Source organism: Solihabitans fulvus (genome assembly GCF_008386585.1).
Taxonomy (GTDB): domain Bacteria; phylum Actinomycetota; class Actinomycetes; order Mycobacteriales; family Pseudonocardiaceae; genus Solihabitans; species Solihabitans fulvus.
The window spans coordinates 1,841-2,341 of the sequence record NZ_VUOB01000188.1; the positions used below are offsets into that span (position 1 = coordinate 1,841).

The following is a 501-nucleotide window of genomic DNA, read 5'->3' on the forward strand; positions in this document are numbered from 1 at the left end:
TCTCCTCCTGCGCCACCTTCGTCAGGGGCCGGCGCCCCCGGTCTGAGCAGCAGCGGAGCACGTTGCAGACGCGCCACCAGCGCCGACGCTTGGCGTTGTAGCGGAACTCCAGGCCCGGCCCGGTCTGCTCACGCATCCGCATCTCCACGGCCTCGATCCACACGTCCGGCGAGTCCGCCGTGCGGGTGTGCGCCAGCGGAGTGCGTTCGAGTACCCAGCGCACCAGGTCGCAGCGGGCGGGCACGGCGATGTACCGCAGGACCGCCCAGCGGATGCCCTGCTCGACCAGGAACCGGTCGACCGCGTGCAGCTGGTCGTACTCGTTGGCGGCGGCCAGCAGTTCCTCGAAGGCTGGGTCGAACACCAGCAGCGGCTCCATCCGGCCGCCGTCGGCGGCCAGGGCGGTCTGGGCCGCGCTGGTGCCGCCGGCCAGGTGCCAGCACTGGGCGCACACGACCAGATCGACGCAGTCGAGCAGCGCGTCGCCCTCGACCAGCGGGG

1 protein-coding gene is annotated in these 501 nt (G+C 72.7%); it reads right to left on the reverse strand.

Features of this window, described 5'->3' with window-relative positions:
• On the reverse strand, positions 1 to 501 hold a 501-nt coding region (locus F0L68_RS43060), incomplete at both ends, for a hypothetical protein (protein WP_188317126.1).